Origin of the sequence: Dyadobacter sp. 676, assembly GCF_040448675.1 — a bacterium.
Lineage (GTDB): Bacteria > Bacteroidota > Bacteroidia > Cytophagales > Spirosomataceae > Dyadobacter.
Map to the genome: position 1 here is coordinate 3047476 of NZ_CP159289.1, position 22916 is coordinate 3070391.

At 50.5% G+C, this 22916-nt stretch carries 27 protein-coding genes; 17 read left to right on the forward strand and 10 right to left on the reverse strand.

Translation table 11 applies throughout. The annotated features are described in order from the left end of the window. Positions 1-5 precede the first annotated feature (5 nt). The 3 genes from ABV298_RS13700 to ABV298_RS13710 all read left to right on the forward strand — a co-directional run bounded on the left by ABV298_RS13700 (position 6) and on the right by ABV298_RS13710 (position 3072). Positions 6-1658 carry a S41 family peptidase gene (locus ABV298_RS13700; protein ID WP_353722642.1) on the forward strand — a complete coding sequence of 551 codons (1653 nt, stop codon included), beginning with the start codon at positions 6-8 and terminating at the stop codon, positions 1656-1658. Between the two features lie 109 nt (positions 1659-1767). Further along, positions 1768-2463 carry a tRNA (adenosine(37)-N6)-threonylcarbamoyltransferase complex dimerization subunit type 1 TsaB gene (tsaB, locus tag ABV298_RS13705; protein ID WP_353722643.1) on the forward strand — a complete coding sequence of 232 codons (696 nt, stop codon included), beginning with the start codon at positions 1768-1770 and terminating at the stop codon, positions 2461-2463. Positions 2464-2538: 75 nt separating this feature from the next. Beyond that, positions 2539-3072: a DUF2480 family protein gene (locus ABV298_RS13710; protein ID WP_353722644.1), complete on the forward strand. Its 534-nt coding sequence runs from the start codon at positions 2539-2541 to the stop codon at positions 3070-3072. Here ABV298_RS13710 and ABV298_RS13715 read toward each other — a convergent pair. Genes ABV298_RS13715 through ABV298_RS13735 form a run of 5 tightly spaced genes read right to left on the reverse strand, consistent with a single transcriptional unit; the run spans position 3033 to position 6501 of the window. Next, positions 3033-3659 (reverse strand): ribonuclease HII, encoded by a 627-nt coding sequence (locus ABV298_RS13715; protein ID WP_353722645.1) that lies wholly within the window; start codon positions 3657-3659, stop codon positions 3033-3035. The two genes, ABV298_RS13710 and ABV298_RS13715, sit on opposite strands and share 40 nt — an antisense overlap. Then, the gene (locus ABV298_RS13720; RefSeq protein WP_353722646.1) at positions 3659-4678 is read right to left on the reverse strand and encodes a VWA domain-containing protein; all 1020 of its coding nucleotides are present in this window, start codon (positions 4676-4678) and stop codon (positions 3659-3661) included. The genes ABV298_RS13715 and ABV298_RS13720 overlap by 1 nt, the downstream gene beginning before the upstream one ends. A 12-nt stretch (positions 4679-4690) precedes the next feature. Beyond that, the gene (locus ABV298_RS13725; protein ID WP_353722647.1) at positions 4691-5179 is read right to left on the reverse strand and encodes a hypothetical protein; all 489 of its coding nucleotides are present in this window, start codon (positions 5177-5179) and stop codon (positions 4691-4693) included. Between the two features lie 31 nt (positions 5180-5210). After that, positions 5211-5615, reverse strand: a complete 405-nt coding sequence (locus tag ABV298_RS13730; protein ID WP_353722648.1) for a hypothetical protein — start codon at positions 5613-5615, stop codon at positions 5211-5213. After that, positions 5608-6501, reverse strand: a complete 894-nt coding sequence (locus ABV298_RS13735; RefSeq protein WP_353722649.1) for a DUF58 domain-containing protein — start codon at positions 6499-6501, stop codon at positions 5608-5610. Before ABV298_RS13735 ends, ABV298_RS13730 begins: the two co-directional genes overlap by 8 nt. Before the next feature lie 84 nt (positions 6502-6585). On the opposite strand from ABV298_RS13735, the gene ABV298_RS13740 reads away from it, so the two are divergent. Together ABV298_RS13740 and ABV298_RS13745 are read left to right on the forward strand one after the other, a co-directional pair. Continuing rightward, a complete protein-coding gene (locus ABV298_RS13740) occupies positions 6586-6957 on the forward strand; it encodes a DUF4296 domain-containing protein (protein ID WP_353722650.1) in 372 nt (123 codons plus the stop codon). Between the two features lie 55 nt (positions 6958-7012). Beyond that, positions 7013-7774 carry a polyprenol monophosphomannose synthase gene (locus tag ABV298_RS13745; RefSeq protein WP_353722651.1) on the forward strand — a complete coding sequence of 254 codons (762 nt, stop codon included), beginning with the start codon at positions 7013-7015 and terminating at the stop codon, positions 7772-7774. Here the strand turns inward: ABV298_RS13745 and ABV298_RS13750 are convergent. Then, a complete protein-coding gene (locus ABV298_RS13750; protein WP_353722652.1) occupies positions 7737-8930 on the reverse strand; it encodes a M20 family metallopeptidase in 1194 nt (397 codons plus the stop codon). The genes ABV298_RS13745 and ABV298_RS13750 overlap by 38 nt on opposite strands. Before the next feature lie 186 nt (positions 8931-9116). Between ABV298_RS13750 and ABV298_RS13755 the strand changes: the two genes are divergently transcribed. The 5 genes from ABV298_RS13755 (at position 9117) to ABV298_RS13775 (ending at position 13529) form a co-directional block, all read left to right on the forward strand. After that, positions 9117-9998 (forward strand): class I SAM-dependent methyltransferase, encoded by an 882-nt coding sequence (locus ABV298_RS13755; protein ID WP_353722653.1) that lies wholly within the window; start codon positions 9117-9119, stop codon positions 9996-9998. Between the two features lie 39 nt (positions 9999-10037). Further along, positions 10038-10973, forward strand: a complete 936-nt coding sequence (locus ABV298_RS13760; RefSeq protein WP_353722654.1) for a hypothetical protein — start codon at positions 10038-10040, stop codon at positions 10971-10973. Between the two features lie 96 nt (positions 10974-11069). Beyond that, the gene (locus tag ABV298_RS13765) at positions 11070-11888 is read left to right on the forward strand and encodes a phytanoyl-CoA dioxygenase family protein (RefSeq protein WP_353722655.1); all 819 of its coding nucleotides are present in this window, start codon (positions 11070-11072) and stop codon (positions 11886-11888) included. A gap of 7 nt (positions 11889-11895) precedes the next feature. Then, complete coding sequence (locus ABV298_RS13770; protein WP_353722656.1) at positions 11896-12726, forward strand: glycosyltransferase; 831 nt, start codon at positions 11896-11898, stop codon at positions 12724-12726. A 38-nt stretch (positions 12727-12764) separates the two neighbouring features. Further along, a complete protein-coding gene (locus ABV298_RS13775; protein ID WP_353722657.1) occupies positions 12765-13529 on the forward strand; it encodes a glycosyltransferase family 2 protein in 765 nt (254 codons plus the stop codon). Between the two features lie 47 nt (positions 13530-13576). Here the strand turns inward: ABV298_RS13775 and ABV298_RS13780 are convergent, their stop codons facing one another. The 3 genes from ABV298_RS13780 to ABV298_RS13790 all read right to left on the reverse strand — a co-directional run bounded on the left by ABV298_RS13780 (position 13577) and on the right by ABV298_RS13790 (position 16715). After that, positions 13577-13867 carry a hypothetical protein gene (locus ABV298_RS13780; RefSeq protein ID WP_353722658.1) on the reverse strand — a complete coding sequence of 97 codons (291 nt, stop codon included), beginning with the start codon at positions 13865-13867 and terminating at the stop codon, positions 13577-13579. A gap of 160 nt (positions 13868-14027) precedes the next feature. Next, positions 14028-15188 (reverse strand): 1-deoxy-D-xylulose-5-phosphate reductoisomerase, encoded by a 1161-nt coding sequence (locus ABV298_RS13785; RefSeq protein WP_353722659.1) that lies wholly within the window; start codon positions 15186-15188, stop codon positions 14028-14030. Positions 15189-15215: 27 nt separating this feature from the next. Beyond that, positions 15216-16715, reverse strand: coding sequence for a GH3 auxin-responsive promoter family protein (locus tag ABV298_RS13790; RefSeq protein ID WP_353722660.1), 1500 nt, complete (start codon positions 16713-16715; stop codon positions 15216-15218). A gap of 212 nt (positions 16716-16927) precedes the next feature. Here ABV298_RS13790 and ABV298_RS13795 point away from each other — a divergent pair, with 212 nt between their 5' ends. The 6 genes from ABV298_RS13795 (at position 16928) to nadD (ending at position 21774) form a co-directional block, all read left to right on the forward strand. Then, positions 16928-17953, forward strand: coding sequence for a rod shape-determining protein (locus ABV298_RS13795; RefSeq protein WP_019946014.1), 1026 nt, complete (start codon positions 16928-16930; stop codon positions 17951-17953). Between the two features lie 291 nt (positions 17954-18244). Further along, positions 18245-18919 carry a rod shape-determining protein MreC gene (mreC, locus tag ABV298_RS13800; RefSeq protein ID WP_353722661.1) on the forward strand — a complete coding sequence of 225 codons (675 nt, stop codon included), beginning with the start codon at positions 18245-18247 and terminating at the stop codon, positions 18917-18919. After that, positions 18916-19419, forward strand: coding sequence for a hypothetical protein (locus ABV298_RS13805; protein ID WP_353722662.1), 504 nt, complete (start codon positions 18916-18918; stop codon positions 19417-19419). Before mreC ends, ABV298_RS13805 begins: the two co-directional genes overlap by 4 nt. Before the next feature lie 221 nt (positions 19420-19640). Further along, on the forward strand, positions 19641-20240 hold the full coding sequence (locus tag ABV298_RS13810) for a sigma-70 family RNA polymerase sigma factor (protein ID WP_015813277.1): 600 nt from the start codon (positions 19641-19643) through the stop codon (positions 20238-20240). A 378-nt stretch (positions 20241-20618) separates the two neighbouring features. After that, positions 20619-21188, forward strand: coding sequence for a guanylate kinase (gmk, locus tag ABV298_RS13815; RefSeq protein ID WP_353722663.1), 570 nt, complete (start codon positions 20619-20621; stop codon positions 21186-21188). 13 nt (positions 21189-21201) lie between these two features. Beyond that, the gene (gene nadD, locus ABV298_RS13820; protein ID WP_353722664.1) at positions 21202-21774 is read left to right on the forward strand and encodes a nicotinate (nicotinamide) nucleotide adenylyltransferase; all 573 of its coding nucleotides are present in this window, start codon (positions 21202-21204) and stop codon (positions 21772-21774) included. 157 nt (positions 21775-21931) lie between these two features. Here nadD and ABV298_RS13825 read toward each other — a convergent pair whose 3' ends face one another. Next, the gene (locus ABV298_RS13825) at positions 21932-22222 is read right to left on the reverse strand and encodes a hypothetical protein (RefSeq protein WP_353722665.1); all 291 of its coding nucleotides are present in this window, start codon (positions 22220-22222) and stop codon (positions 21932-21934) included. 165 nt (positions 22223-22387) lie between these two features. Here ABV298_RS13825 and ABV298_RS13830 point away from each other — a divergent pair, with 165 nt between their 5' ends. After that, positions 22388-22825, forward strand: a complete 438-nt coding sequence (locus ABV298_RS13830; protein WP_353722666.1) for a nuclear transport factor 2 family protein — start codon at positions 22388-22390, stop codon at positions 22823-22825. Positions 22826-22916 lie beyond the last annotated feature (91 nt).

Below are 22916 nucleotides of genomic sequence, written 5' to 3' on the forward strand. Positions count from 1 at the left end.
CATAGATGAAAAAGTATCTTCGTTCCATTCTGCTGGCCGCTCCCGTAGTGGGCGGGCTTGCATTCGTTTCGTTCCGCCAGGACGACCGCCTTTTCGAAATCGCGCGAAATCTGGACATCTATGCGACGCTTTTCAAGGAGTTGAACGCCTATTATGTCGATGAGATCAACCCTAACCTGCTGATTAAAACCAGCATCGACAATATGCTCCGCTCGCTGGACCCGTACACCGTGTACTATGCCGAGGACGACATCGAAGACTACATGACCATGACCACAGGCAAATACAACGGCATTGGTGCGATGGTCAACTCCGCCGATGGCAAGCATACCGTGATGATGGTATATGAAGACACACCCGCGCAGAAGGCTGGCCTGCAACTCGGCGACGAAATTACCAAGATCAACGGCATCGATCTCTCGACGCGTGAGGATTTCGATACCGGGAAACTGCTGAAAGGCCAGACACAGACGGCCGTTATCCTGACTGTAAAACGCTACGGTATCACCAAACCCCTCGAAATCAAACTTAACCGCGATATCGTAAAGGTCACGAATGTGCCCTATTACGGCATGCTGAACGAGGATGTCGGATATATCGATCTGAAAGACTTTACCGCAACCGCCTCCCGCGAGGTTCGCAATGCATTCCAGGAATTGAAGGGCAAGGGTATGAAGAACGTTGTGCTCGACCTTCGCGATAACCCGGGCGGCTTGTTGAATATGGCCATTGAAATTTCCAATATATTTATTCCAAAAGGCGAAGAAGTAGTTTCTACCAAGGGAAAAGTAAGCGAATGGAACAAGACCTACACCGCCTATAATCCGGCGCTCGATACCGAAATCCCCGTAGTTGTTTTAACCAACAACCGAAGCGCCTCGGCGGCGGAGATCGTCTCCGGCGTGATCCAGGATTACGACCGCGGTGTACTGATCGGCCAGCGCACCTACGGAAAGGGCCTGGTCCAAACCACGCGTGACCTGTCATTTAATACCAAAATGAAGATCACTACCGCCAAATATTACATTCCGAGCGGCCGGTGTATCCAGGCGATCGATTACAGTCACCGCAACGACGATGGCAGCGTGGGCAAAATTCCCGATTCGCTTATGACCGAGTTCAAAACCCGAAATGGCCGTTCGGTGTTCGATGGCGGCGGTATTTTACCGGATATCGTTACCGAAAAGGAGAATTTCTCGCCATTGGCCGTATCGCTGGGCCGCAACCGGCTGTTCTTCGATTACGCGGTGAAATACCATTTCGAACACCCGACTATCAAACCGGCCAAAGAATTTCACCTGACCGACGCCGAATATGCCGCATTTACCAAATGGCTCGGCGACAAGGAATACGACTACACGACCCAGGTGGAGCGCGACCTGAACGATCTGGAAGCATCGGCGAAGAAGGAAAAATCGTTGGAAGTGATCGAGGATCAGCTCAAAGCGCTAAAATCAAAGCTTTCACATAGCAAAGACAACGACCTGCAAATCTTCAAACCCGAGATCAAAAAAATCCTCGAAGAAGAGATTATCAAACATTATTATCTGGAAAAAGGCATGCGGGAAGCTTCGTTCAATGAAGATCCCGAAATAAAAGCCGCGCTGGCGCTGTTTAAGGACCCTGCGCGTTACAACCAGATTTTGAAGAAGAAATAATACCACCCGGAGGCTGTATCAAAAGAGCAAAATCACACTTCGCAGTTACCTTCGGCTACGCTCGGGGTGACGGATTAACCGCTTTTGATACACCTCCTTTTGCTTTTATATGCTCCTACTCAGTATCGACACCTCGATCCGCGGATGCTCGGTGGCCATTCACAACGATTCCGGCCTGCTGGCGGCCTATGATCTTTTTACCGATAAATCCTCCTCCGCGATGCTTACAACGCTCATGCGCGACAGCGTGGCGCACGCGGGATACCAGTTGCCGGACATCGATGCGATAGTGGTCGCCAAAGGTCCCGGCTCGTACACGGGCCTGCGCGTGGGCGTGTCTACGGCCAAGGGCCTCTGCTATGCGCTCGACAAGCCCCTGATCGCCATCAACACTCTGCAGGCCATGGCTTTGCAGCTGGCGCCGTTCTACCCGGGCCATTTGTTCTGCCCGATGATCGACGCACGGCGAATGGAAGTTTATGCGGCGGTGCTCGATGAAAACAATGCATTCGTACAGCAAACGCAGGCGGTAATTATAAACGATTCTTCGTTTCGGGACTTGCTTGGGGATCAAAAAGTGGTGTTCTTCGGTGACGGCGCCGCCAAATGCCGGCCGGTACTGGAGCCGTACCCCAATGCCGTCTTCCCTTCGGCGGATATCAAACCATCCGCACGGACCGTCGGCCAACTGGGCGCAATTGCATTCGCGAACGGGCAATTCGAGGACGTGGCGGCTTTTGAACCTTACTATCTGAAAGATTTCATGTCTCACGCTCCCAGAAAAGCGGGCGCGCTTGTACAATAACCTGCGGATTTCGGGTGATTTCTACAAACAATCGTCCGCTTTTTGTTGTTAGCCTTTTGTAAATGGATTTTTAGGATGGAAACTGACGAAATAGTAAACCGGGTCGCAGCCAGCGGCATTGTCTCGCTGGACCTTGAAGAACTGTATCACCCCGGTGAACGCATTGTTTACGACATTAAAGACAACCTCTGGCAGGGTATGATCCTGCGCGAAAAGGATTTCAGGGATTTTCTCAAATCGCACGACTGGTCGCAGTACGAGGGCAAGAACGTCGCGATTATCTGCTCGGAAGACGCCATCGTGCCGACCTGGGCATACATGCTCCTCGCGGTACATCTCGAACCTTATGCGAACGCATTCGTTTTCGGTGATTTGACTGCGTTGGAGGATAAGCTATTCGCCGACGCCATCGCGAAGCTGAATGCGGATGAATTTGCAGGAAAGCGGGTGGTGGTAAAGGGTTGCAGCAAGGTCAATGTGCCGGTTTCAGCATACGTGGCAGTAAGCAAATTACTGAAACCCGTCGTGCAGAGCCTGATGTTCGGCGAACCCTGCAGCACTGTGCCGCTTTATAAAAAGCCCAAATCTTCGGTTTCCTCTACCGACTGATCGTCGTCTTCGCGGATCAGCTTAAACGACATCCGGTGATAGGAGCATGGTCCGTGCAGCATGATGGCTTTGCGGTGATGGATCGTGGGATAACCCACATTGTGCTCCCAGCCATAATGCGGGAATTGCCGGGAAAGGTTGGCCATCAACTCGTCCCGGTAATTTTTGGCCAGAACCGAAGCAGCCGCGATTGACAGGTAGTGCGCGTCGCCTTTGATGATGCACGTATGCGGGATCATCGGGTAAGGCGTAAAACGGTTGCCGTCGACGAGCAGATGCTCGGGACGTACCCGTAGCTTATCCACCGCCCGGTGCATGGCGAGGAAACTTGCTTTCAGGATATTGATCCGGTCGATTTCCAGGTTATCGACCTCCGCCACCGCCCACGATATCGATTCGCGGATGATTTCCTTTTCCAGTTCCAGGCGTTGTGCCCTGGTAAGCTGCTTGGAATCATTGAGGAACGAGTGCTTATAATCGCGCGGCAGGATTACCGCAGCAGCCACAACCGGCCCGGCCAGGCAACCTCTCCCCACCTCATCCAGTCCTGCCTCGACGGCGTCGAAATTGTAATAAGCTTTCAGCATCAATCTTCCAGAATATTGGCCATGAATGTACTCTTCGTTCCGATCGCCACAAGCAGTAAAGTAACCGCCCAATAGAGATAAACGCGGTAATAATCTTTCACATCCCGCGACAGTACATCGCGCGATTTCACTTTTTCGAGCTGGTCGATCTGTTTGAAAACCGTTTCCAGCGCCGTGTTGTCGGTAGCACGAAAATACTTCCCGTTACCGATTCCCGCAATATTTTTCAACTCTCCTTCATCCATCAAGGCCCCCGCATGGGCGGTGGTATCGGCTTTCGATACATTTTTGGGCCTTCCCACCGAAATGGTGTACACCTTTACACCAAATGCATTCGCCAGCTGGGCCGACGTGGTAGGCCCCAGGTTTCCGGAGGTATTGTCGCCGTCGCTGATCAGGATCGCGACTTTGCTTTCGCCGGGCATATCGCGCATGCGGTTCACGGCTACGGCGAGCGCGCTGCCGATGGCGGTTCCGGGGGTAGGAATAAGGCTCGGGTTCACCTCGTCAAGAAAGCCGTACAACAGCTCGTAGTCGGTCGTCAGCGGGCATAGGGAAACTGCTTCCCCCGCGAAGATGATCAGCCCGATACGGTCCTGCAACCTGCCTTTGATAAACTGCCGCGCCATTTTCTTGGCCGCTTCCAGGCGGTTAGGGCTCAAATCTTTCTCGATCATGGAATCCGAAATATCCAGCAGCAGCATAATATCGATTCCTTCCGAATACTGGTCTTTGCGCTCCGAAACCACCTGCGGCCGGGCCAACGCGACGAGGATCAGGCAAATCGCCAGTCCGACGCAAATGGGTTGCACAAACCGCAACAGCGTGAGCCAGCTCCGGAAGCCGGTTACCAAAGTATAGGTAATCGTAAGCCGCTGCTTATGCTTGCGGTGCAATGCATTCCTGAGCCAGAACAGAAACGGAACCAGCGGCAGCAAATAAAGGAAATAAGGATATACCCATTCGTATGACCTCAATCTACCGTACCCGAACCATTCCAGTGAAAACCAGTTTTCCATGTAATAAACGGGTTAAGCGACTGGACTGTCGAGTACAAACTTCCTTTTGGCCCGGTACAGGCGGGTAGCACCTGTTTTGAGCACTTCGAGGTATACGTCCATGTTCGCGGACCGGCCTTGCCCGTACACAATACTGTCCATGTTCTTCAATGCGTCGGCCAGTTCGTCATCGGGCATATTGTCGATGATCTCACGGGTAGTATATGTGGCAAAGGGTTTCTTTTCCAGTCTTTCAAGGTAGTTTTTCCATATGATGATCGCCTTTTCCGCATCTTTGATATTATTCTTTTCCCTCGCGCTGCGCATAAGGCGGTTAAATGAACGGACGTATTCCAGATGCCTACGCTGCAATTTGAGCAATTGCCATTGTTTATAAATATCCTGCCCGAAAACCCAGTAAATACTCCCCACAACGCCGATAATCAACGCCACCGAGCCAATCAGCATCGAAAAATTGAATTCCCGGCTCAGTGGCACCAGTCGGGTTTCAGCTCTGAGCACAGGTTTCTTCCGCAGGTCAATGTTGTTGCTTTTAATCAAAAGAACAGAATCGGGTGCCGTAAAAACGGCCGTGCAATCCCTTTTTTTGAAACACAAAAACCGGTAGCCCGAGCTTTTGAACTTTGGATACATCGAAGGAAATGAGATGGTAAACCGCGCTGTCGAGTGTGCCGCGGGCATCGGTACTGGATACGAAACTTCGCTTGGATACGAGTTCAAAAGGGGAAAAATCGAATGTACTGTCGGGAAAGAAAATTTCCATGTCAGGCCTGTGCCGGACGCTGAGCGAGAAATACACGGGCTTCCCGACTTCCACACTGTCGGTATGGAAGGCCCCCTTCGGCGTAATGCGTTGCTTTCGTGCGTCTCTCGCAATGCCCGAAAAACAGAGCAAAAAGCACATCGTTACCGAAAAGATTGCCTGAACCCTAGCCATTGGATGGTGCCGTACTTTTGGTGTAACGCCTTACTTTAAACAAATGGATCAGGGCCGGCACATAATCTTCCTGGGTATTGATGGAAATGTAGTCGGCGCGGTTCTGGTGGCAGAGCCGTTGCAACTCGGCGCTGCGTTTGCCGAACCGGTTGGCCATTTCCTCGCGGTATTGCCTCGACGACGTGTTCACCCAGACGGTCGTTTTCTTCTCCGCGTCATAGAGCGGGATAATCCCCAATCCCGGCAGGTTCACCTCCCGCGAGTCGTACAAATGAATCACGATCAGATCGTGCTTGCGGGCCAGTGCTTTGAGGTTATGCTGGTAATTGTTGTCGATAAAATCGGAGATCAGGAAGATCAGGCTCCGGCGCCGGAGCACGTTCAACGCGATCAGGATCGCCTCTGCAATATTGGTTTTGGTGGATTCGGGAACCAGCTTGTAAAGCTCCGAGATGAGGCCATAGCCATGCTTCATACCGTCGGACGGACGGATATACCGTTCGTTTTTATCCGAAAAACAAAGCAAACCTACCCGCGTCGCCTCCTGAATGGCCGAAAGGGTAAGTACCCCGCATATTTCCTTCGCGATATCGATTTTCAACCTTTTGATTTCCCCTACTTGCTGCGACGCGCTCACGTCTAGCATGAAGAAAGCCGTCTGCTCCTTATCCTCCTTGAAAATCTTGACAAATGTACCGTGGCCTTTGGCAGATGTGTTCCAGTCGATCGCCCGCACGTCGTCGCCATACTGGTACAACCGCAGGTCGTCGAATTCCAGGCCGGACCCTTTGAATACCGAATGGAAATTGCCGTGACGCTCGCTGGTCACTGCTTTCCGCATCCGGATTTCATACTTCCTTAATTTTCCCAGAAACTGCTCAAACATAAGTTTTGCAAAAAAATTACCACCTTTGTCGTCTGGTGTACCTCAAACAAAGATAGGTATTTTGATAGTAAGCTACGCCCTACCATGAAATTCACGACCGGCATAACCCTTCGGGCGACCCTTCTGGCGCTTCTGACCTTGCTTCTTTCGGCCTGTTCCGAAGAGGAGAAGCCGCCCAAAGGCACCATTCCTGCCGAAAAGATGGCCGATATCCTGACGGACATACACCTCGCGGAATCGCGTGTGAACCGTTTACAGCTAAAATCTCTCGACTCTTCGCTAATGATTTTCAACCGTTTGAAAACAGATATCTGGAAAAAACACAAGGTTGATACAACGGCGTACCGTGAAAGCTACTCTTATTATATGAGCCATCCGGAGCAGATGACCGCCATTTACGAAAAAGTGAACAAGAAAATTGAGGTTAGGGAGAAAAGTAATAATATTAAGCTCTGATTTTTTCGTATCGCGCTCTATACGACACATTTAACTTCTAAACTGGACAATTTCTGTGAACGATTGCATTGTAGTTATTCCCACCTACAACGAACTTGAAAATGTTGAAGCCATCATTCGGAAAGTATTTAGCCTGCCGCATCCGTTTGATTTATTGATCATCGACGACGGGTCGCCGGATGGCACCGCAGCGGTTGTCAAGGAGTTAATGAAAGAATTCAGCGGCCTGCATCTCGTCGAAAGAAAGGGGAAACTGGGCCTTGGTACGGCTTACATCCACGGTTTCAAATGGGCGCTCGAAAAAGGCTACAATTATATTTTCGAAATGGATGCCGACTTTTCGCATCCGCCGGATGATCTGGTTCGGTTGTACAACGCCTGTGCCAACGAAGGGCACGACGTGGCGATTGGCTCCCGGTATATTACAGGTGTGAATGTGGTCAACTGGCCGATCAACCGCGTTCTGATGTCCTATTTCGCAGGATATTATGTGCGGATGATCACCGGAATGCCGATTATGGACCCCACGGCCGGCTTCATTTGCTACACAGCCAAGGTGCTGAACACGATCGATCTGGACAATATCCGCTTTATCGGCTACGCATTCCAGATCGAGATGAAGTTCAACTCGTGGAAGTACGGTTTCAGCATTACCGAGGTGCCTATCATCTTTACCGACCGCACCAAAGGCGCCTCAAAAATGTCGAAAGGCATTTTCAAGGAAGCCATTTTTGGCGTGATCACGTTGAAAATCAACAGTTTATTCAAAAGATATATCCCTAAGCATTCAGCTCAGAAATTGCCAGCCAGCTCATAAGGCCGGTCGAAATTTCGAGTGCGCTTTCGTCGATATCGAAGGTAGGTGTATGCACGCCGGAAACGATTCCGCGTGCCTCGTTCCGCGTTCCAAGGCGGTAGAAGCAGGAATCGACCACCTGCGAGTAAAATGCGAAATCTTCGCCGGCCATCCATAGGTCGAGGTCGATCACGTTTTCGGCGCCCATATAGCCAACGGCGGCTGTTCTGGTGCGACGGGTAAGTTCGGGGTGGTTTTTCAGAAATGGATAGCCTTTCACGATTTCAAACTCGCAGCTTCCGCCCATTCCTTCCGCAATGCTTTCGGCCATTTTCTTCATGCGGCGCAGGCCGTCTTCACGCCATTCTTCGTCCATGCAGCGCCACGTTCCCTGGATCGTCACTTCGTTGGGGATCACATTCGTAACGCCGTCGGCGATAAACCGGCCGAACGACAATACCGATGGGTTCGCCGGGTTGCGGTTGCGGCTGATGATCTGCTGCAATGCTACGATAATGTGGGATGCCATTAAAACCGGATCCACGAGCTGGTGCGGGGCCGCCGCGTGACCGCCTTTGCCTTTCACCGTCAGATACAATTCATCTGTGCTAGCCATATACATGCCTTCGCGGAAACCGATTTTACCGACGGGAATATTCGGTGCCACGTGCTGGCCCATCATGCTCGCAGGCCGCGGGTTTTCCAGAACGCCTTCCTTGATCATGAGCGAAGCCCCGCCGGGCGCCTTTTCCTCGGCTGGTTGGAATACCAATTTAACAGTCCCTTCAAACTCCTCGCGCAATGCATGCAGGATGCGCGCCGTGCCCAGGAGCGACGACGTGTGCACATCGTGCCCGCATGCGTGCATCACGCCCGGGACTTTTGATTTATAAGGAACATCATTCGCTTCGAGGATCGGCAACGCGTCCATATCGGCACGCAGGCCCACGATTTTCTTACCCGGATTGCGTCCTTCGATAATCGCTACCACGCCCGTTCCGGCAATGCCTTCTTCGGGTTGCAAACCGATTGCCGTGAGCTCGGATGCAACGTATTTGGCCGTTTTGAACTCTTCGAATGATAACTCGGGGTTACTATGCAGATGGCGACGGTGGGTAATGATGTCTGCCGACTGATCCTTGGCAAGCGCTTTGATTTTTTCCTGAAGCTGGGACATGATATTGAAATACTACGGGTTGTCTTTACAAAACATTCAAAGGTAATAATAAAAAAATGGCGTGGTATCGTTACCATGCAACAGAAAAACACGTTACCCATTTGCTAAGAACGCGGCCCCGATTGGCTGGTGTTCCGAAGAAAAAAGGTAATTTTGACCGGATATGAATCAATCAGACACGCAAAAATGAATCAACAGGAGTTTTTAGAATCACTGGTTTGCCCACGCACAGGAACCCCTTTAACCATAGCCGAAGACGGCAAGTCACTTAAAAGCGAAGACGGTACGGTCTATGAAATTGGCGACACCGGTATTGTAAACATGCTGTATCCCAAAGAATTGCTTCCCGAAGATGCCCGCGAGCAATACCTGTACGACCAGGCGTTCCTTCGCTATGACCGGGGCGTTTCCTGGGTGTTCGAAACCCTGAACCATTCCGACGAAGCTGCCACCCGCCGCTTTTTTATCGATCTGATGGAGCTGAAACCGGGCATGACGGCCCTCGAAGTAGGCGCCGGAACCGGTAAGGATTCTGCATTGATTCTGGACAAAGTAAGGCCCGGCGGGACTGCCATATTGTCGGACCTTTCGCCTAATATGCTGAAACTGGCGCAGGAAAAACTCTCCGCCGACGATGTAAATGTGCATTATTTCCTCGGAAACGGCTCTTACCTGCCCTTCCCCGACGATACTTTCGACGCCGTGTTCCATTTCGGCGGCATCAACACCTTCTCGGAACGCAAACGTGCGTTCGACGAGCTGACCCGCGTGGTGAAACCGGGTGGAAAAGTGGTGGTAGGCGACGAAAGCGTCGCGCCATGGCTTCGGAATACACCTACTTACGCCACTTTACTGAAAGCGAACCCGCTGTTCCGCGCCGAAGTGCCGCTGGAAGACGTTCCGGCCAATATCGAGAACTTCAAGCTGCATTACGTGTTTGGCAATGCATTTTATGTAATGGAATACCGCGTAACCGCGAAGGCTCCGGAAGTGGATATCGATCTGCCGATCCCGGGTAAAGATTTCGTTGATAACTGGCGCCTGCGTGCTGAAAAAGCAGTCGACTAAGCATTACGCCATTTTTCAATACCAAAATTCAACGTTCCAATGTGGGTTAAAAAAGGAGTTATTTATAAACCTGACGGCTCCATGGCACACAGCCAGAGCCATGCGCAGGTGCCATTTGCTTACAAACACAAAGATTTTTTAAGGATCTATTTCTCGACCAGGGATTCCAGCACACAGTCGCGACCGACATTCATCGATGTAGATTACGACGACCCCAAAAAGATCCTTTACATACACGACAAGCCCGTGCTCGAACTCGGCGGCCCGGGCGAATACGACGAAACCGGCGCCATGCCCGCCTGGTTTGTGGACCGTCCTAACGGCGACATCTGGCTGTATTACACCGGCTGGAACCGCACCTGGAACTCCTACCGGCTGTCTATGGGCCTCGCGGTGAGCCACGATGGCGGCCTGACGTTCAAAAAGATGTTTACCGGCCCGATCATGGACCGCAGCATCGAAAACCCGCTCTGGGCCGCACAGCCTTCCGTACTGATCGACGAGGATGGTACCTGGCGGATGTGGTACATTTCGGGCCATAAATGCGAGTACATTCACGGCTACCCCGAGCCCTACTACCGCGCCCAGTCGGCGACGTCGAAAGATGGCATCCGCTGGCAAATCAGCGACATTCCGACATTGGATTTCGACGATTTCCTGCATGCGGTGGGCCGCCCGAGCGTGTTTAAGGAAGACGGCATTTACAAAATGTACTATTCCTACCGCCATACCCGCAACTACCGTACCGACCGCAACCAGAGCTACCGCCTGGGTTACGCCGAATCGCTCGATGGTACGAACTGGGAACGCAAAGATCACCTGGTAGGCATCGCGAAATCCGAAAATCCGGACGATTTCGACTACGAAATGATCGACTACGCCAACTTCTACCAGCACAACGGCAAGCGTTACCTGCTTTATAACGGTAATGGCTTCGGCGCGGCGGGGTTTGGCTACGCGGTTTGGGAAGATTAATATTCTGAATCAAACTGAGGCCCATCATAGCCTCAGCAACAATGGCGAGATAATTTTGAAGAAATCACCATTAAATGTCACAAACGTGATCGCACAATGAGTACACTTCAGGAGCAGTTCAACCGCGATGGTTATGTCCTTTTGAGAAACTACCTCGACAAGGGCGTCATTAATGAAATATACACCGAAGCCCGCAAGATTTTCGCGACACAGATCAAGCGCGTGACGGGCAAAACCGTCGATATCGACGACCGCGACACCTTCGAGAATGCAATGTTCGAATTCTTCGAAAAGGATTTTGACGGATTTGTCAGCACCGGCAAAACGGTTCAGCATTCTTTTTCGCTGCACCGCCTGGGCGTGGACCCGGTTATCGAGAATCTTTTGAAGGAAATAGGCTTGTCGTCACCCATTATCGGAGCACGCGCGGCGATGCAGTTCAATAGCCGCTTTTTGTCCAAGGACGGCAGCAAGCACTGGAAACTCGATGCGCATCAGGACTGGCGCACCGGCCAGGGTTCACTCGACAGCGCGGTGATCTGGTTCCCGATGGTCGACGCAGGTGCCGACATCGGCGCATTGCAGGTGATCCCGGGCAGCCACAAGATCGGTTTGCAGGAATCGTCCACTTCGGGTTATCAGGGAGGCATTACGGTGGAGTTAAAGGACGAAGATTTTATTCAGACGGAATTCAAAGTCGGCGATATCCTCGTCTTCTCGGCATTCCTGATCCACCAGTCAGGCAACAACATTACGAACAACATCCGCTGGTCGGTGCAGCTCCGTTATAACAACCTCGACGAACCGACTTTCATCGAGCGCGGCTATCCGATGGCGTACATTTACAAACCCGAAACAGAGCTCGTAACCCCAAATTTCCCGACGGTAGAGCAGTTGAAAGAGGTTTTTAGCTAAAATCCGAATGAAACTTTCCGTTTGCGTACCGACGTACAACCACGAGCAATACATTGGTCAAATGCTGGATGGCGCGTTCATGCAGCAGACCAGTTTCGACTTTGAAATTGTAATCGGGGATGACGCTTCCACGGACGCGACACCGGATATTATTCGTGAATATTCTAGAAAAAGGCCCGGAATCATCCGGGCTTTTCTACATTCCGAAAACCAGGGGCCGAAAGAGCCGCGCGAGTTTGCCGGACGAAATAATGTACTGCAATTGCTAAAAGCCTGCAAAGGCGAATATGTTGCGATGTGTGAGGGGGACGATTACTGGACCGACCCGTTAAAACTGCAAAAGCAGGTCGATTTTCTGGACCAGAACCCCGATTTCGCCGTTTGCCATCATAATATGGAGGTCATTTACGAAGACGGCTCTCCACCGCACCTTTTTAATGCTCCCGACCAGAAAGCCGTTTCCACGATTGAGGATTTGCTCGAAGACAAATGGTTTATGGCGACCGCAAGCTGGGTTTACCGCAATCATTTCCTGACGGAAGACTTTGCAGAATGGCATGCCAAGGCGGCGGCGGGCGACTGGGCGATTATGTTCCAGCTTGCAGCAAAAGGCAAAATCGGCTATTTGCCCGACGTCATGGGCGTTTATCGCAAGCATAGCGCGGGCCTGAGCAATGTACACGCATACACGAATTTGAAGTTTTTACAAAACAGAAAGGAGATGTTCCGGAATGTGGACGAATGGCTCGGTGGACGCTATAACGCGACTGTCACCAAGACCCTCCATCGTTACGACGAGCTTCTTGCCGGTCTTGAAAAAATTGGCAGTTCGAATTAATAATCTTTAATTTGTACTGTTTAACACTTAACACATTTATGAAGCTAAGCGTCGTAATACCAGCATATAACGAAGAGGAATCCATTAGCCACACGCTTTTATCTTTACACAATACATTAAATAAATACAATATCCCTCACGAAATCTGCGTCACCAACGATAATTCGAAGGACGGTACATTGCGTGTGCTGGACGAACTTTCGCTTCAAATTCCTACGCTGGTTTATTATACCAATCCCGGCCCGAACGGCTTCGGCTATGCCGTGCGTTACGGTCTGGAACGCTTCAAAGGCGACTGTGTGGCTGTTTTCATGGCCGATATGTCCGACGATCCCGAAGACCTCGTGAAGTTTTACTACAAAATGCTGGAAGGCGATTATGACTGCGTTTTTGGCTCGCGCTGGGAAAAAGGCGGTAAAGTGATCGATTATCCCGTATTGAAAAAGGTCATTAACCGCGTCGCGAACTTCATTGTCCGTATTGTGATGGGTATTAAATACAATGACACCACGAACGCATTCAAACTCTACAAGCGCGAAACAATCGAAGGTATCAAGCCATTTTTGGCTCCTCACTTCAATTTGACCATCGAACTTCCGTTGAAAGCAATCGTACGCGGCTATAATTATGCCGTGGTACCCAATAGCTGGACTAACCGGAAATACGGCGAGTCGAAGCTGAAAATCAAGGAAATGGGGAGCCGGTACTTCTTTATATTGATGTACTGCCTCATCGAAAAATACTTCTCGCAAGGCGACTTTATGAAGAAAACCGCCGCGCCGAAGAAGGAAGTTAGCAGGTAATGCGCCTGGCTGGCCACGCCTGGCCGGCGGCGCCTAGCTGGTCACACTTATTTAATCCATTCCTGGATAAATGTCATTTTGTGGGCGATGTAGGAGATCGCCAGTCCCCACACGAGCGCGCTGGCCGACATCCACAGAAATATCGAGGCTTTCGGCACACGGAATGCAACCGCCAGAATGGGCCCGAAAAGCGGGGTAAACAGTGGCGGGGTCAGGAATGCAATGCCTACAATCCCGAATTTTCGCCAGATATTGACGGCAATGCGGTTGGTTTTCGTGAATTTTTTGGGGGGGAGATTTGCGGTATTTCTGAATGAGGTTACGAATGGCCCCGCCAACGTATGTGAGCACGAACACCGTGAACATCATACCCACAGCCGAACAAAGGGCGGTTTCCCACCAGGTCAGTTTCAATACAACCCCCGCGATCGGCCCTCCGAAGAATTTCAATGTACTGGCAAGCGCAACAGACAGGTATTTCAAGAAGGTGGTTTTCATTTATACTTTAACCTGTATCATTTCAGAAGCAAAACGCCTTGTCGCCTCGTTCGTCTCAACGTAATCCCCGATTGAAGGATTCCCTATGAATGCGATTTTGGCGAGGCTTTCGACAATAACGTCCGAAATATCCAGAAATCCTATCTTATCGTGCAGGAATGCGTCAACGGCGATTTCATTGGCTGCATTGACGATACAAGCCGCATTTCCGCCTTTTTCCAGTGCCTCGTAGGCGATGGCCAGGTTCCGGAAGGTTTCCAGGTCGGGCTTCTCGAAAGTGAGCGACGGATAATCCATGAAATTGAACCGTGGGAAATCGGATTTCAGACGCTGCGGGTAGTATAATGCATATTGAATGGGCAGCTTCATATCCGGCAGGCCCATTTGTGCCTTGATACTGCCGTCTTCGAACTGCACCAGCGAATGGACGATGCTCTGCGGATGCACGATCACGTCTATTTGCGAAGCATTCAAATCGAACAGCCATTTCGCCTCGATCACTTCCAGGCCCTTGTTCATCAGCGTCGCCGAGTCGATGGTGATCTTCGCACCCATGCTCCAGTTCGGGTGTTTGAGCGCCTGCGCCTTCGTTACGTGCGCGAGGAACGCACGGTCTTTACCGCGGAACGGGCCTCCCGACGCCGTCAATATGATCTTTTCAATCGCATTGTCCTGCTCTCCGGCGAGGCATTGAAAAATGGCCGAATGCTCGGAATCTACCGGGTAAATGTTGACTTGATGCTGCTTCGCCAGGGCGGTGATCAGCTCGCCGGCTACCACCAGCGTCTCCTTGTTGGCCAATGCGATGTCCTTTCCGGCTTTGATCGCATGAATGGTCGGCAGAAGCCCCGCGTAGCCCACCATGGCAGTCAGTACCACATCTACATGATCCGATTCCACCACCGAAACCAGCGCCGATGCGCCGCTGTAAACTTTAATATTGAAAGGAAAAAGGGCCGCCTTTACCCTTTCGTAATACTGTTCGTTACAAATGACAACCTCTTCCGGTTTGAATTTCACGGCCTGCTCGATCAACAAGTCCGCATTACCGCCGGCTGTAAGTACCGACACGGAGAAAGTTTCGGGGTTGGCCGCGATCACTTCGAGGGCCTGGGTGCCGATGGAACCGGTCGAACCTAAAATGGCTACTCTTTTTTTCATTGCATTCTCACTGTTAGGTTCGGTCAATTATGGTTCAGCCGGGTTGAGCTCGTCGGCAATCTTGCGGTCGTTGGAGAGGCGTGGCACCTTGTTCTGGCCGCCCAGCTTGCCGTTAGCACGCATATAGTCGATAAACGAGTTCCTGCGCAGCGGCGTCAGTTCGAGGCGGCGCAGGATGCTTCCGGTGATCAGGTCTTTGTAATAAATGTTCAGTTCGGTTAGCCTGCGGTCGAGATCGCTCGCAAATTGCTCCATATCGTTCGGGTGTGTGGCGAATTCGATCAGCCATTCATGATATGGAAGACCGCCATCCGGTGAATTTACCATTGGCGCGACGGTCAATTCGACCACTTCCGTCTCCGGATGCCTTTCCAACGCATATTTCAAAGCTTTTTCAATCTCCTCCCCGATCACATGCTCGCCAAAGGCAGAAATAAAATGCTTGATACGGCCCGTTACCAATACTTTGTAAGGGTCAGTCGAGACAAACTTGACGGTATCGCCCAACGAATAACCCCAAAGTCCTGCATTGTTATTGACAATCACCGCATAATTTTTACCTACTTCCACTTCGCCAACGGATAAGCGGCGCGGGTTCTCGTCGAAGTAGTTTTCTACGGGAATGAATTCGAAAAAAATGCCGGTATCGAGCAAAAGCAGCAGGCCTTCATCGTTTTGCTTGTCCTGATATGCCAGAAAACCTTCCGAAGCCGGGTACAACTCAATGGAGTCGATGCGCTTGCCGATGGATTCGAACAGCTTGGCCCGGTAAGGCTCGAAATTTACACCGCCGTAGATAAATAGCGAGAAATCAGGAAAAACGTCCTTGATTTTCTTGCCTGTCCGTTCGATAATGCGGTCGAAATACATTTGCACCCACGGCGGAATGCCGGAAATGAGCGACATGCGCTGGTCGAGCGTCTCGTCGATGATCTTGTCGAGCTTGGTCTCCCAATCCTCGATGCAGTTGGTTTCGTAGCTCGGCAGCTGGTTCGAGCGCAGGTACGAAGGCACGTGGTGGTTGGAAATACCTGACAGGCGGCCTGTCAGTACCCCTCCGGTGTCTGTCAGTACCGGGCTACCGGAGAGAAAAATCAGCTTATGATCCAGAAATTCAGACCGTTGTGTCTCATCGATATACGTCAAAATGGCATTACGTGCCGAGTCGATGTGATTCGAGATCGAATCCTTCGAAATAGGTATGTACTTGGTGCCGGAAGTAGTGCCTGACGTTTTGGCAAAATACAACGGTTTCCCCGGCCATAAAATATCACTTTCCCCTGATTTTATTTGCTCGACATAAGATTTCAAATCCTCATAATCGCTCACCGGAACAGCCTGCCGGAAGTCGGCATAGCTATGGATATCTTTGAAAAAATGGTCTTTTCCAAACCGCGTGCCAGCCGCTTTCCTTACAAGTTCCATCCTCCACTTTTCCTGGACCTCAACACTGCGCGCGATCCATTCCTGCTGCTGTTTGACAATGTAGCGGGCCAGCGGCCTGCTCAAAATTGATCTGATTCCCATAGTGAAAACAAATGTACGCAGGAATTACAAATTCCATGATTTTAAACCGGTTGGAAACCCGGTTGGAAACCCGCTTGAAAAGCCCCTGGCAACTAGTTTTACGTCCTCCGGAAACCGTATACCGAAATTTTTTAAATGCCTTTGTTTGTGGTTAATAATCTGTAATTTTGCCATCCTGAAATCAAAGTGGGCAAAAGTTTTTAACATTATATATGGGATTGTTTGATTTTTTGACGAGCGATATAGCGATCGATTTGGGTACTGCTAATACTTTGATCATCCATAAAGATACTGTTGTTGTTGATGAGCCGTCGATCATTGCCATGGATAAAACCACGGGCAAAGTGCTGGCGATCGGGCACACGGCAATGCAAATGCACGAGAAGACGAATGAGAATATCAAGACGATCCGCCCGCTGAAAGACGGCGTGATTGCCGACTTTACGGCGGCCGAAATGATGATCCGCGGGATGATCAAGATGATCGATACCGGCAGCCGATTCTTCACCCCTTCGCACCGCATGGTCGTTTGTATTCCTTCGGGAATTACCGAGGTTGAGAAACGTGCGGTAAAAGACTCCTGCGAGCACGCTGGTGCTAAGGAAGTCTACATGGTGCACGAGCCTATCGCAGCAGCAATCGGTATCGGTATCGACATTACGCAGCCGAACGGCGTGATGATCGTCGATATCGGCGGCGGTACCACCGAAATCGCGGTAATCGCATTGTCGGGTATCGTCTGCGAGCAGTCGGTGCGCATTGCGGGCGACGTTTTCACGCGTGACATCGTCGATTACATGCGCCGCGAGCATAACCTGCTGATCGGCGAGCGTTCCGCCGAGCTGATCAAAATGGCGATCGGTTCTGCTTCACCCGAGTTGGAAATCCCGCTCGACGATTACCAGATCCGCGGCCGCGATCTTATGACGGGTATTCCAAAGGAAATCCGCGTCACTTACAGCGAAATCGCTTATTCACTCGATAAATCGATCTCCAAAATAGAAGAGGGTGTCATGAAGGCCCTCGAAATTTCCCCACCGGAGCTCTCCGCGGATATTTTCAAAAACGGTATTTACCTCACGGGCGGCGGCGCGTTGATCCACGGCCTCGACAGGCGAATCGCCCAGAAAACCAAGCTGCCCGTACACATCGCCGACGATCCGTTGAAGGCGGTTGTAAAAGGTACCGGGGAAGTCCTCAAAAACCTCGAACTATACAAGCCCGTACTGATTTCGTAGGATCGGATCGCTCTCAGTTCATCAGCCGGCGTTTGGCGCCTGACGCGCCGCGTCTGAAAAAAATTTCTATTTTTGCGCAACGTGCGCCGGGATTGATGAACTGCGCGTGAACATTTAACCCCATGCTCCAACTCGTTGATTTCGTTGTCCGGAATCGTTTCTTTTTGGTTTTTGTGTTGCTGGAAGTGCTCAGTGTCTGGATGATCGTGCGCAACAACACCTACTGGGGGGGCTACCTATTTCAATACTTCGAATTATTACGTTGCCAAAACGCTCGCGTTTTCGAACTCGGTGCGCGACTATACCAAGCTCGACGAGATCAATGCCGACCTTGCCAGCGAGAACGCGCATTTGCACGCTCTGGTAGCCAGGCTGAGCCAGACGAACACCAGCCAGGCGCCGGCAGGTTATGTGCCCGATTCGGCATTCGCGTCGCGGTTTACGTACACCGTCGCGAAAGTAGTGGACAACGAAACCAACAAGGCGAACAACGTCATCACGATCGACAAAGGCACTGCGCATGGCATCAAGCCGGGTATGGGTGTCATTTCGGCGACGGGTGTAGTCGGTAAGGTGCGGTTCTGTTCCGAGCATTATTCGGTGATCACGTCGATCTTGCATTCGAACTTCATGGTTTCGTCCAAACTCGTACGCAGCAAAGAGATCGGTTATGCGAAATGGGACGGAAAAGATCCCAATTTCATCGATATGATCGATGTTTCGAAGTATACCAAAATCTATAAGGGAGATTCGGCGGTGACGTCGGACCAGAACTCGGTTTTCCCGCCGAACATTATGGTCGGAAAAGTGGAGAGCGTGGCCGTGAATCCCAACCAGACATTCTATAATATCGTCCTGCGCCTCGCGACCGACTTCCGGAACCTGTCTTACGTGTATGTGGTACAAAATCACCAACTTGTAGAACAGGAAAACCTTAAATCCAGAACCATAGAACCGAAAAAATGAGCTTACGCGAAGCCATACAATATTCCCTGATGATCCTGCTTTACCTGTTTTTGCAGATCTTCTTCATGCGGAATATCGTGCTGTTCAACTACGCGTTCAGCTTCATTTACATTGCGGCCATTCTGCTGCTGCCCGCGGATATGGACCGGATGTATATGCTGCTGATCGCGTTCGCCATAGGCTTTATCGTCGATGTTTTTTCCAATACGTTCGGTATGCACGCCTCCGCCACGGTGCTGATCGCCTACATCAGGCCATTCGTGATCCATTATCAAATGAAGTCGCGCGGGGCCGAGCGCGCGGAAGTAGGGATACGTGCGCAAGGGTTCGGGGCATTTGTTTCGTACATTTTCCCGTTGATCCTCGTACACCATTCCATGCTGTTCCTGATGGAGATGAACAACTTTGGAATGATCCTTTATACACTGATCCGCATCGGTGCCAGCACATTGTTCACAACCATCCTCATTATCCTGCTGGAACTCTTCTCCAAACGCTAGCATGACATTTTGGCGTAACCTCCTTTTTGGCTCGGAATTTGATGTAATGACATTGAATTAACGATAGGAGGCGACACCGTTCGGGAGCTAAGTTATCCATCCCGTCTCTTTTTAATTTTATCGTGAAATAAGGGCAGTTAGGGCGCTCCATTCAGCCATTTATCAAATTTTAATTTGTACGAATTGGAGCTGTTATTAATCTTTGTAAATTCAGCATTCCTATGTTAGTTGCCATGTCAGAAACGCTCACGACTAATGAATACACGGACGATCTTCGTTATGAAGTATTTAACCGCGAGTTCATGCCACACATTGATTCCATGTACAACTTCGCCTTCCGACTCACCATGGACGAAGACGATGCGAATGACCTGGTTCAAGACACTTATCTGAAAGCGTTCCGTTTTATATCTTCTTTCGAGCAGGGTACCAATGCGAAAGCGTGGCTTTTCAGGATCCTCAAAAACAGCTTCATCAACGACTACCGTAAAAAAAGTAAAGAACCTTCCAAGGTTGATTATCAGGAAGTGGAAACGACCTATAATTCCGAGGAAGCATCCGATACCACTTATACCGTAGATCTCCGTGCCGATGCTGTACAGGAACTGATCGGCGATGAAGTTGCCAACGCACTCAACGCCCTGCCTGTCGACTTCAGAACGGTCATCATTCTCTGCGACATCGAGGGCTTCACCTACGAAGAGATGGCCAAAATCCTGGACATTCCGATCGGAACGGTGAGGTCCAGACTGCACCGCGCGCGTAACCTCCTGAAAGAAAAACTCAGAAGCTACGCCAGCTCAATGGGATATGATTCATAGGTTGTGAAACTTTTTTTGCAACCTCTTCGGTTATAGGGTACAACTGTACAATATTCCATTATTCTTTTTTCATTTTAACTAATGAATGCATCTTCCACGACGCCTTCTGTAACAGAAGTTGCGCAAAAACAAATGAAGCATACCTGCGAGCATCACGCTGAGTGTATGAAAATCATTCAGGCTATCCTGGATGACGAGGCGACCGAAGCAGAGAAAGACCACTTCCGCGAAAACATGGATAAATGCATCCCTTGTATCGAATCATACCGACTCGAAAAGTGTATTAAGGACTCCCTCAATCACAAAATTGTCAAGAAGCCGTGCCCGGAGAGCATTCTCAATACGATTATTTCAAAAATTAACAGTTAATCTGTTCGAGTGAAAGGTAAGCTTATCATATTTTCTGCCCCTTCCGGATCCGGAAAGACCACCATTGTAAGGCATCTTTTAACAAAATACACACAGCAACTGGCATTTTCTGTCTCGGCATGTACGCGCCCGCGCCGCGATTACGAGGTAGATGGCAGAGATTATTACTTCCTCACCTTGCAGGACTTTCGTCAGAAGATAGCGGATCAGCAGTTTGCGGAATGGGAGGAAGTTTACGCCGGTAACTACTACGGCACGCTCAAATCAGAAATACAGCGCCTTTGGGACGAAGGCAAGCACGTCCTCTTCGATGTGGACGTGAAAGGAGGATTGAAGCTGAAAGAAGCATATGGCGATGCCGCACTCGCCATATTTGTGAAAGTTACCTCCGACGAAGAAATCCAACGCCGCCTCTCGGGCCGCGGCACCGAAACGCCCGAAACGCTTGCCACCCGCCTGGCCAAAGTGCGCTACGAACAGAGTTTCGAGCACGAATTCGACGAAGTCCTTGTCAATGATGAACTGAATGAAACGCTTGCCAAAGCGGAACAACTCGTTCAGGCGTTCATTCAATCCTAAAATTTACTGTGTAATGAAGATCGGCCTGTTTTTCGGATCGTTCAATCCTATTCATGTCGGTCATTTGATCATTGCCAATACGATGGCCACGACCACCGACCTCGAACAGGTCTGGTTTATCGTGAGCCCGCAAAATCCTTTCAAAAAAAACAACAGCCTTCTGCACGAATTCGACCGTTACGACCTCGTGCAACGCGCTATTTCGGACAATGCATTGCTCCGGGCCAGCGACATCGAGTTTCACATGCCCAAGCCGAGCTACACGATCGACACGATCGTTCGTTTGCAGGAGAAATTTCCGCAGCATCAGTTCAAACTGATTATGGGGGAAGATAACCTGGAGCAGTTCCCAAACTGGAAGAATTACGAGAAGATTTTGGAATACACCGGCCTGTATGTTTATCCGAGGCCCAATTCAAAACCGCACGCATTCAGTAACCACGCCGACGTAAAATTCGTGGAAGCGCCGTTACTGGACATTTCGGCCACATTTCTTCGGGCCTGCATTAAAAAAGGCCAGTCGATCCGCTACATGGTGCCCGAGCCGGTGGAGCAGCTGATTAAAATCAAGAAGTTTTATCAATAGAAGGCAGTCGGTCAATTACAACGGCCGGTCCTGATAGGTAATCTCCGAAAGTAATCCCACCGCGTTGAATTTCAACAACACCTTCCGGGCGTCCGACCTTGCTTGCATGTTCTCGCATTGGGGGCCTTTTTCAAGAAAATACACGTAAAATTTGGTATTACGCTCGCCGAGCTGGTGAATATCCGGCCGCCCAAGCAGCTCTCCGATCGTATCGGCGAATTTCCCCCTTCAATTCCTTTTCTACACTCTTAAAATCGCCTTCCAGGCCCTTCCGAACACCGTTACAACCTCCACGATCGCCTCGCCACTTTTTAAGGTCCAGATTGCCTATTTTATCCGGCGCACCCGAACAACCGACAACAACGCCGATCAGCGCGGTCAAAAGAATTTTTATAGATAGTTTCATTGTCCCGATTCGTTCATTCAAAATCAGGGCGAATCTAGCCATACCATGCGAGAATGTCGCTATTTGACTAAATCGCTTTTTCCAAACCAACAACACCCGACCATACTTGACAACGTTTTACAATACCTGACAACACCCGACCACATCATGAAATAACACCTGACCATACTCGACAACGCTTGACAATATCAGACAACACCTGACCACATGATGAAACAACACCTGACCATCTTCCTTTTAACATTCGCGACACTGGCAGCGGCGGCACAAGGCAACGTCCCGCAGCCTGTCGATGGCACCGATTGCTCCAAGCTGTTCTTCAAAGCATTGCTCGAAGAAGACGCCAATGCCATCACCAGCCTCATTTCAAACGACTTTACTGTAACCAACTTCAACGGTCAAACCATCGAAGCCCGCGCATTACAGCAGGCGGTTACGCAGGGCTACATTATCGTCGACTCCGGCATGCTCACAAGTACACGTACGCGCACATACGGGGATGTGGCAGTTGTACAGGGACTTTGGAATGTGAGTGCGAGGATTCAGAACAACAGCTTCAACGGGGACGTCGCCTACACCACCGTATGCGTGCGGGCGGGCGGGAAATGGCGAGTCACGACCGTACAACTGACACCCGCGCAATGAAGCACCGTGTGACTAAACCAGGGCTTTAAATGCAAAGTAAGTCCATAAAAAAGAGAACCGGAACCAGTTCTCTTTTTCGATTATAGTCTAA

What these genes read in the sequence shown, in the direction of transcription:
- ABV298_RS13700 (WP_353722642.1), top strand. Translation starts at nt 6, where the DNA reads ATGAAAAAGTATCTTCGTTCCATTCTGCTGGCCGCTCCCGTAGTGGGC.
- tsaB (WP_353722643.1), top strand. Translation starts at nt 1,768, where the DNA reads ATGCTCCTACTCAGTATCGACACCTCGATCCGCGGATGCTCGGTGGCC.
- ABV298_RS13710 (WP_353722644.1), top strand. Translation starts at nt 2,539, where the DNA reads ATGGAAACTGACGAAATAGTAAACCGGGTCGCAGCCAGCGGCATTGTC.
- ABV298_RS13715 (WP_353722645.1), bottom strand. Translation starts at nt 3,659, where the DNA reads ATGCTGAAAGCTTATTACAATTTCGACGCCGTCGAGGCAGGACTGGAT.
- ABV298_RS13720 (WP_353722646.1), bottom strand. Translation starts at nt 4,678, where the DNA reads ATGGAAAACTGGTTTTCACTGGAATGGTTCGGGTACGGTAGATTGAGG.
- ABV298_RS13730 (WP_353722648.1), bottom strand. Translation starts at nt 5,615, where the DNA reads ATGGCTAGGGTTCAGGCAATCTTTTCGGTAACGATGTGCTTTTTGCTC.
- ABV298_RS13735 (WP_353722649.1), bottom strand. Translation starts at nt 6,501, where the DNA reads ATGTTTGAGCAGTTTCTGGGAAAATTAAGGAAGTATGAAATCCGGATG.
- ABV298_RS13740 (WP_353722650.1), top strand. Translation starts at nt 6,586, where the DNA reads ATGAAATTCACGACCGGCATAACCCTTCGGGCGACCCTTCTGGCGCTT.
- ABV298_RS13750 (WP_353722652.1), bottom strand. Translation starts at nt 8,930, where the DNA reads ATGTCCCAGCTTCAGGAAAAAATCAAAGCGCTTGCCAAGGATCAGTCG.
- ABV298_RS13755 (WP_353722653.1), top strand. Translation starts at nt 9,117, where the DNA reads ATGAATCAACAGGAGTTTTTAGAATCACTGGTTTGCCCACGCACAGGA.
- ABV298_RS13760 (WP_353722654.1), top strand. Translation starts at nt 10,038, where the DNA reads ATGTGGGTTAAAAAAGGAGTTATTTATAAACCTGACGGCTCCATGGCA.
- ABV298_RS13765 (WP_353722655.1), top strand. Translation starts at nt 11,070, where the DNA reads ATGAGTACACTTCAGGAGCAGTTCAACCGCGATGGTTATGTCCTTTTG.
- ABV298_RS13770 (WP_353722656.1), top strand. Translation starts at nt 11,896, where the DNA reads ATGAAACTTTCCGTTTGCGTACCGACGTACAACCACGAGCAATACATT.
- ABV298_RS13775 (WP_353722657.1), top strand. Translation starts at nt 12,765, where the DNA reads ATGAAGCTAAGCGTCGTAATACCAGCATATAACGAAGAGGAATCCATT.
- ABV298_RS13785 (WP_353722659.1), bottom strand. Translation starts at nt 15,188, where the DNA reads ATGAAAAAAAGAGTAGCCATTTTAGGTTCGACCGGTTCCATCGGCACC.
- ABV298_RS13790 (WP_353722660.1), bottom strand. Translation starts at nt 16,715, where the DNA reads ATGGGAATCAGATCAATTTTGAGCAGGCCGCTGGCCCGCTACATTGTC.
- ABV298_RS13795 (WP_019946014.1), top strand. Translation starts at nt 16,928, where the DNA reads ATGGGATTGTTTGATTTTTTGACGAGCGATATAGCGATCGATTTGGGT.
- ABV298_RS13805 (WP_353722662.1), top strand. Translation starts at nt 18,916, where the DNA reads ATGAGCTTACGCGAAGCCATACAATATTCCCTGATGATCCTGCTTTAC.
- ABV298_RS13810 (WP_015813277.1), top strand. Translation starts at nt 19,641, where the DNA reads ATGTTAGTTGCCATGTCAGAAACGCTCACGACTAATGAATACACGGAC.
- nadD (WP_353722664.1), top strand. Translation starts at nt 21,202, where the DNA reads ATGAAGATCGGCCTGTTTTTCGGATCGTTCAATCCTATTCATGTCGGT.
- ABV298_RS13825 (WP_353722665.1), bottom strand. Translation starts at nt 22,222, where the DNA reads ATGGCTAGATTCGCCCTGATTTTGAATGAACGAATCGGGACAATGAAA.
- ABV298_RS13830 (WP_353722666.1), top strand. Translation starts at nt 22,388, where the DNA reads ATGATGAAACAACACCTGACCATCTTCCTTTTAACATTCGCGACACTG.